This window comes from Martelella sp. FLE1502, assembly GCF_053484255.1.
Genome location: NZ_JBAKFQ010000001.1, coordinates 50,449 through 57,194 on the forward strand (window position 1 = coordinate 50,449; position 6,746 = coordinate 57,194).

At 62.3% G+C, this 6,746-nt stretch carries 6 protein-coding genes and 2 tRNA genes (1 of these 8 running past the window's edge); 4 read left to right on the forward strand and 4 right to left on the reverse strand.

Annotation, left to right across the window (positions count from 1 at the left end; all coding sequences use genetic code 11):
- Positions 1 to 24 precede the first annotated feature (24 nt).
- A complete protein-coding gene (gene dapA, locus V6767_RS00220; protein ID WP_448471581.1) occupies positions 25 to 906 on the reverse strand; it encodes a 4-hydroxy-tetrahydrodipicolinate synthase in 882 nt (293 codons plus the stop codon).
- Between the two features lie 199 nt (positions 907 to 1,105).
- Here dapA and V6767_RS00225 point away from each other — a divergent pair, with 199 nt between their 5' ends.
- Together V6767_RS00225 and murB are read left to right on the forward strand one after the other, a co-directional pair.
- Positions 1,106 to 3,169: a transglycosylase SLT domain-containing protein gene (locus V6767_RS00225; RefSeq protein ID WP_448471582.1), complete on the forward strand. Its 2,064-nt coding sequence runs from the start codon at positions 1,106 to 1,108 to the stop codon at positions 3,167 to 3,169.
- 132 nt (positions 3,170 to 3,301) lie between these two features.
- On the forward strand, positions 3,302 to 4,288 hold the full coding sequence (murB, locus tag V6767_RS00230) for a UDP-N-acetylmuramate dehydrogenase (protein WP_448471583.1): 987 nt from the start codon (positions 3,302 to 3,304) through the stop codon (positions 4,286 to 4,288).
- Between the two features lie 18 nt (positions 4,289 to 4,306).
- Here murB and V6767_RS00235 read toward each other — a convergent pair.
- The 3 genes from V6767_RS00235 to V6767_RS00245 form a co-directional block, all read right to left on the reverse strand.
- Positions 4,307 to 4,383 (reverse strand) — tRNA-Pro (locus V6767_RS00235).
- A 62-nt stretch (positions 4,384 to 4,445) separates the two neighbouring features.
- Complete coding sequence (locus V6767_RS00240; RefSeq protein ID WP_448471584.1) at positions 4,446 to 4,916, reverse strand: DUF192 domain-containing protein; 471 nt, start codon at positions 4,914 to 4,916, stop codon at positions 4,446 to 4,448.
- A gap of 461 nt (positions 4,917 to 5,377) precedes the next feature.
- Positions 5,378 to 5,956: a cold-shock protein gene (locus V6767_RS00245; RefSeq protein WP_448471585.1), complete on the reverse strand. Its 579-nt coding sequence runs from the start codon at positions 5,954 to 5,956 to the stop codon at positions 5,378 to 5,380.
- A gap of 161 nt (positions 5,957 to 6,117) precedes the next feature.
- Between V6767_RS00245 and V6767_RS00250 the strand changes: the two genes are divergently transcribed.
- Both V6767_RS00250 and V6767_RS00255 read left to right on the forward strand, forming a co-directional pair.
- On the forward strand, positions 6,118 to 6,558 hold the full coding sequence (locus tag V6767_RS00250) for a VOC family protein (RefSeq protein ID WP_448471586.1): 441 nt from the start codon (positions 6,118 to 6,120) through the stop codon (positions 6,556 to 6,558).
- Positions 6,559 to 6,725: 167 nt separating this feature from the next.
- Positions 6,726 to 6,746: transfer RNA gene (locus tag V6767_RS00255), tRNA-Glu, on the forward strand (it continues 154 nt past the right edge of the window).

The following is a 6,746-nucleotide window of genomic DNA, read 5'->3' on the forward strand; positions in this document are numbered from 1 at the left end:
CAGTCTGCTATCTGCCGGTCGCGATCAGTTCAGCAATCCGGCATGTTTCAGCGCCGCGTCGATTTCGGCGGCCGTTCTGTCATCCACCGGCGTCAGCGGCAGACGGACCGCGCCGTCCATCCGGCCGATCCTGTTGAGCGCGTATTTAGTGCCGCAAACGCCCGGTTCAAGAAACAGTGCCCGGTGGAGCGGCATCAGCCGGTCCTGATATTCCAGCGCCTTGGCGAAATCGCCGGCAAGAAGCGCATTCTGGAATTCTGCGCAAAGCTTCGGTGCGACATTGGCGGTAACCGAGATCGCGCCGACGCCGCCCTGCGCGGCAAAGCCGAGCGCCGTAGCATCCTCGCCCGAAAGCTGGATGAAATCCTTGCCGCAGGTCATGCGCTGTTCGGAAACCCGGTCGAGCTTGGCCGTCGCATCCTTGACGCCGACGATATTGGAATGCGCCTTCACCAGCGCGCCCATCGTCTCCGGCATCAGGTCGATGACCGAGCGCGGGGGGATGTTGTAGATGAAGATCGGCAGCTTTGTTGCCTCGGCGATCGCCGAGAAATGCGCGAAAAGCCCCTTCTGGGTCGGCTTGTTGTAATAGGGCGTGACCACCAGCAGCGCATCGGCGCCGGCCTTTTCGGCATGGAGCGCCAGTTCGATCGCCTCGCGGGTATTGTTGGAGCCTGCGCCGGCGATCACCGGGACCCGGCCCGCGACCACTTCCACGCAAAGGTCGACCACCCGTTTGTGCTCGTCATGGCTCAGCGTCGGGCTTTCGCCGGTGGTGCCGACGGGCGACACGCCATGGCTGCCCTCGCCGATCTGCCAGTCGACATGCGCGGCGAATGCCTGCTCGTCGACCGCGCCGTCGGCTGTAAAGGGCGTAACAAGGGCGGGTATGGACCCCTTGAACATGCAGATTCTCCTGACGGCCCTCGTTATAAAGCCGCATTCTTGTTGTTAAATCGCGCGCACCATAATGCCGGACATCAGGTACTGCAAGCATTAGCATTCGAAGCAGCAAACCGCTCGATTCTGTGATAGCTTAAGGCCATATTAACCGCGATAAACGAGACTGACGGAGCCCGACTGAATTCGACCCCTGGATGATCGAATGAAGAAAACACTTTCCATGCTTTCGCTCGCCGCCGTGATGACGGCAGCGGAGATGACATCACTTGCTGCGCAGGATTTCCCCTCCGCCGCGCCAATCCCCTATGCCCGCCCGGACCGTTCGGCGTTTCCGCCGTCCCTTGAGGTGACCGGCGCGATCAGCCAGCCGATTTCCAATCCGGCCTCTAGCACGATCCTAAAACAGGGACTTGATGCGCTGAAGGACAGCAATGTGCCCGGCGCGATGCAGGCGCGGGCGCGCCTGCCCGACAACAGCCTCGATCATCAGATCCTGAGCTGGGCGATTGCTGTCTCCGGCGAGCCCGGCGTCCCCTCCTCCGAAATCGCCGAGGCCCAGCAGGAGCTTCGCGGCTGGCCGGGGCTTTCCTCGCTGCGCGCCAATTCCGAACGGGCTTTCGCGCGCGAAAACCCCTCGCCCAATAATGTGCTGGCCGCCTTCGGCAACACGCTGCCCGAGACCTCGGATGGCACGATCCTGCTTGCGCGCGCCTATATGGCGACCGGGCAGAAGCAGAAGGCGCACGCCATCATCGATCGCGCCTGGACCGGATGGGCGCTCGATACCAGTTCGGAAAACGAGATTCTCAGCGAATTCGGTTCGATCCTCAGCCAGACCGATCACAAGAACCGGATGATCTACCTGATGTATCGTGACCGGGCGACCCAGGCCAAGCGGTTCTCCGAAATGGGCAATGCCCAGTCGTTCTATAATGCCTGGGCCGCCGTCATTCGCCGGCAGGACAATGCCGGTAGCCTCATCAACGCCGTGCATTCGTCATGGCGCAGCGATCCGGCCTTCCTCTACATCCAGATCCGCAATGCCCGTCAGACCAACCAATATGACACCGCCGCCGCGCTCTTGAAGAAGATGCCGCGCAACCAGGCCGCGCTCGTCAACCCGGACCAGTGGTGGGATGAAAGCCGCATCATCGGGCGTCAGTATTATGAGGATGGAAAGCCGCGACAGGCCTACCAGGTCGTCGCCGCCGCGATGCCGGAGGGTCGGCTGGACCGTCTCGATGCCGCCTTCCACGCCGGCTGGATCGCGCTGCGGGGCCTCAATGACGGCCGCACCGCCTCGAAGCATTTCGCCGATATCGTCGCGATTTCAACGACGCCGATTTCGGCATCGCGCTCCTATTACTGGCAGGGCCGCGCCGCGGAAGCCGGCGGCCCAGGCAATGCGCGCGATTTCTACCGCAAGGCCGGCCAGTACGAGACCACCTTCTACGGCCAGCTTGCGCTGCAGAAGCTCGGCCAGACGCGGCTCGACGCGCCCTATCCGAGCCCGACGGCGAGCGATCGCACCAACTACCAGCGCAACCCCGCCGTTCAGGCCATCGACCGGCTCGAATCGGTCGGCCACGGCTGGCGGGCCGATTCGCTCTATCGCGCGCTTGCCTATCAGCTTACTAGCCCCGGTGAACTGGCGCTGCTGGCCTATCAGGCGGAAAAAGATCGCAGCCACATGCTGTCGCTCCAGATCGGCAAGATTGCCTATGGCCGCGGGCTCGATGTCGCGGCACTCGCCTTCCCCATCGGCGTGATCCCGACCAACGCCAATATTTCCGGCTCCGGCATGGCGCTTGCCTATGCGATCGCCCGGCAGGAAACCGAATTCAATCCCGGCGCGGTCTCGCCTGCCAATGCGCGCGGACTGCTGCAGCTTCTGCCGACCACCGCGCAGCGCGTGGCAAGCCGGCACGGCCTTTCCTATTCGCCAAGCCGGCTGACCAGCGATCCCGCCTATAACGCCACGCTTGGCGCGCATTATCTCGGCGAGCAGATCGACCGTTTCGGCGGTTCCTATATCCTCACCTTCATCGCCTATAATGCCGGGCCGGCGCGCGTTCCGCAATGGATCGAGCGCTTTGGTGATCCGCGCGGAAAGAGCCTCGATTTCGTGATCGACTGGATCGAATCGATCCCCTATCCGGAGACCCGAAATTACGTGCAGCGGGTGATGGAGAACTACGAGATCTACAAGGCCCGACTCGGCCAGCCGACCGATATCGCCCGCGACCTGATCTACGGGCGGACCTGAAGCAGAAGCGCCGGAGAAGATAAGTATTGCCCCCTGAGCGTCGGCCGGCCTTGCGCCGTGCCGGCGCTCTCAGCTATCTGACCGGTCACGCGCCCGGCTCGGCCGGACGCCAAACATCTGGAACCGCCTTCGATGGACATGATCTCCGATTTCGACCTGACCGGCAGCAATACGTTCGGCCTGAAATCATCCGCGCGCCGGGCCGTGATCGTCGATGATCCCGCCATGCTGCCAGCCCTTGCCCGCGAAAGCGCCGCCTCCGGCCTGCCGCTGCGCATTCTCGGCGGCGGCAGCAATGTGGTTCTGGACGAGCAGCTTGAGGCCATCGTCGCGCTGATGCGGATCGGCGGCCGGCAGGTCGTGCGCCGGACGGAAAGCGAAACCATCGTCACGGCGGGCGCCGGCGAGAACTGGCACGATTTCGTGACCTGGACCGTCGCGCAAGGCATTCCGGGACTGGAAAACCTCGCCGGCATTCCCGGCACGGTCGGCGCCGCCCCGATCCAGAATATCGGCGCCTATGGCGCGCAGCTCTCCGATTTTTTCCATTCGCTCGAGGCCTATGATCTCAAGGACGGCGTTGTCCGCACCTTCGATGCCGCAGCCTGCCGCTTTGCCTATCGCCAGAGCCATTTCAAGGCCGAGCCCGGCCGCCATGTCATCCTGTCGGTCACGCTCGCCCTGCCCGCCGCTTGGCAACCGAAACGCGATTACGCCGGTCTCGACCTGTTGCCCGAGCAGGCCTCCGCGCAAGAGGTGCTGGACCACGTGGTCGCGCTGCGCGCCTCCAAGCTTCCCGACTGGCGGACGCTCGGCAATGCCGGCTCGTTCTTCCACAATCCGGTCGTCAGCGCGCAAAAGGCCGCCGAAATCGAAGGTGCTCCGCACTACCCACAGCCCGATGGAACGGTAAAGCTCTCCGCCGGATGGCTGATCGAGCAATGCGGCCTCAAGGGCTTCCGCCTCGGCCCCGCCGGCACCTACGCCCGCCACGCCCTCGTCCTCGTCAACCACGGCGGCGCCACAAGCACCGACATCGCCTCCCTGGCCAACCATATCCGCGGCAAGGTGCGGGAGCGGTTCGGCGTGGAACTGGTGCAGGAGCCGATCGCGTTTTGAGGTGATTTTGCGGGAAAATGGTCGGAGTGGAGAGATTCGAACTCCCGACCCTCTGGTCCCAAACCAGATGCGCTACCAGGCTGCGCTACACTCCGCCGATGCGGGTCGGATACACGGTTCGCGGGCCGATCGCAATACTTAAAGAGGCGAAGCGGCGTTATTGCTTGAGCGCGGGGCCGGTGACGGTGTCGCCGGGCTTCAGGCCGTAGGCCTGCGCCTGACCGCCGGCGAGCTCGAGCACGTATTTCACCGGCTCGCGCGAGGCGATCACGCGTTTGGAGCCGGGCTCGGCCTGTTCGTAGAAGCCGGCTACCGAGCCATCCGTGCGAATGAACACCATGTCGAGCGGGATCAGCGTGTTCGCCATCCACATCGAGGCCGTGCGCGGCGGACCGAGGTCGAAGATCATGCCGTGATCGGGGGCAAGCTCGGTGCGGTACATCAGGCCGCGCTGGCGCTGCTGTTCGGTATCGGCGAGCTCGACGATGATCTCGTGGTCGCCGGTCGCCGTGTGAAGCGTCAGTTGCGAGGTTTCAAAGGTGATCTCGGTCTGGGCCACCGCAAGCCCGCCAAACAGCAGCAGAAAGGCGGCCGCCAGCATTTTCCAGTTGCCGAATGTGCGTTTCATGGGGTCCTCACCTCGAAGCCTGACGGTCTCGCCGCCGTGGCCGACCTTATGCGGCGTCGCTGCAAAACTCAATGTGGATGCGCCGCCTGAGGGTGAAGCCGGCAGACCGGAGGCTGTGGAAGTGTTGAAGCCTCAGACCAATGACGCTGGTGTCCGGTTTGGCCATCGGTCGCGTTTCCTTGATGCCCCTCCACATGCGTCATCCTCGGGCTCGACCCGAGCATCCAGGCGATTCAAGTCATTGAGTTCATGATATTTTCTGCAGCCGTCCGTCGTGCAGCCTGGATCCTCGGGTCAAGCCCGAGGATGACTCGGCATGGGTGGGCGGGGCCTTGCTAAACCGAAGCCGCAGATAGAAAGCCGTGCCGTGAAATCCAATAAAGGTACGAAATCCAGTGATTTCAACGCTTTTCGATATTCCCACGATTTTTTAACCGGACATCATTGGCCCAGACGCCGCCTCAGTTGGTGCGGTGCATCGGGTTCGGAATGTCGGGATGAACCTCGGCGGCCATCAGGCCCTTGGGCCCGTCGCCGAAGCGCACCAGCACGCTCTGGCCCTGTACCAGCTCGGTGAGCCCGTAGCGGCGGAGCGTCTCCATGTGGATGAAGATGTCCTCGGTGCCCTCGCCGCGGGTCAGGAATCCGAAGCCCTTTTCGCGGTTGAACCATTTGACGATCACCCGCTCCAGCCCGCTGGTCGCCTCGACATGGACATGGGTCTTCACCGGCGGCATCTGCGAGGGATGGACGGCGGTGGACTGGTCCATGGACAGGATGCGGAACGCCTGATAGCCGCGCTCGCGCTTCTGCACCAGCGCCACGACGCGGGTGCCTTCCAGAATGGTCTGATAGCCGTCCTTGCGCAGGCAGGTGACGTGGAGAAGAATATCGTCCATGCCGTTATCCGGCACCACGAAACCAAACCCCTTGCCGACGTCGAACCACTTCACGAAGCCGGTCACCTCGAGCAGTTCCCCGGCTTCAAGGCCCGCATCCTCTCCGGCAGAATATCGTCCCGCTTGAGACCTCTCGGCCATGTTGCCCCCGCTCCTTGAAAAACCCAGGCCGCGAATTAACTGATTCTTCATGCAAGAATAACATTCATCCATCTGATTCCTGCAATACCCAAACGCATGAAATCGGGAATTGCGGGTCAACGCCGCAGAAATTTTCAGTTTAGCCCACAGGAAAGTGACCTATGCATTATCTCCACACCATGGTCCGCATAACGGATATCGACGCCTCGCTGCACTTCTACTGCGAGTTGATGGGGCTGAAGGAAGTCCGCCGGATCGAGAACGAAAAGGGCCGGTTCACCCTGATTTTCCTCGCCGCGCCGGCCGATCTCGAAAAGGGCGACAACGACCACGTGCCGAAGCTGGAGCTGACCTATAACTGGGACCCGGAAGAATATTCCGGCGGCCGCAATTTCGGCCACCTCGCCTACCGGGTCGAGAATATCTATGATTTCTGCCAGAAGATGGCGGATGGCGGCGTCACCATCAACCGGCCGCCGCGCGACGGCCATATGGCATTCGTGCGCTCGCCCGACGGCATTTCGGTTGAAATCCTGCAGGAAGGCGATGCGCTGCCGCCGCAGGAACCCTGGGCTTCGATGCAGAACACCGGAAGCTGGTAAGAGGACTTTTCCGTCGACCGTGCGCGCACGGATTTTAGGCGGAAAAAACAAATACTTATTGAGGCGCCGCGACCGGCGCCTCTGATGTGTCTTTTTTTTGAAGAATTCGCTGATTTGCGCTTGCGGCAATTCATCTGCCTGATTATAAGGGCGCCCAGCGAACGCATGCGCCCTTCGTCTATCGGTTA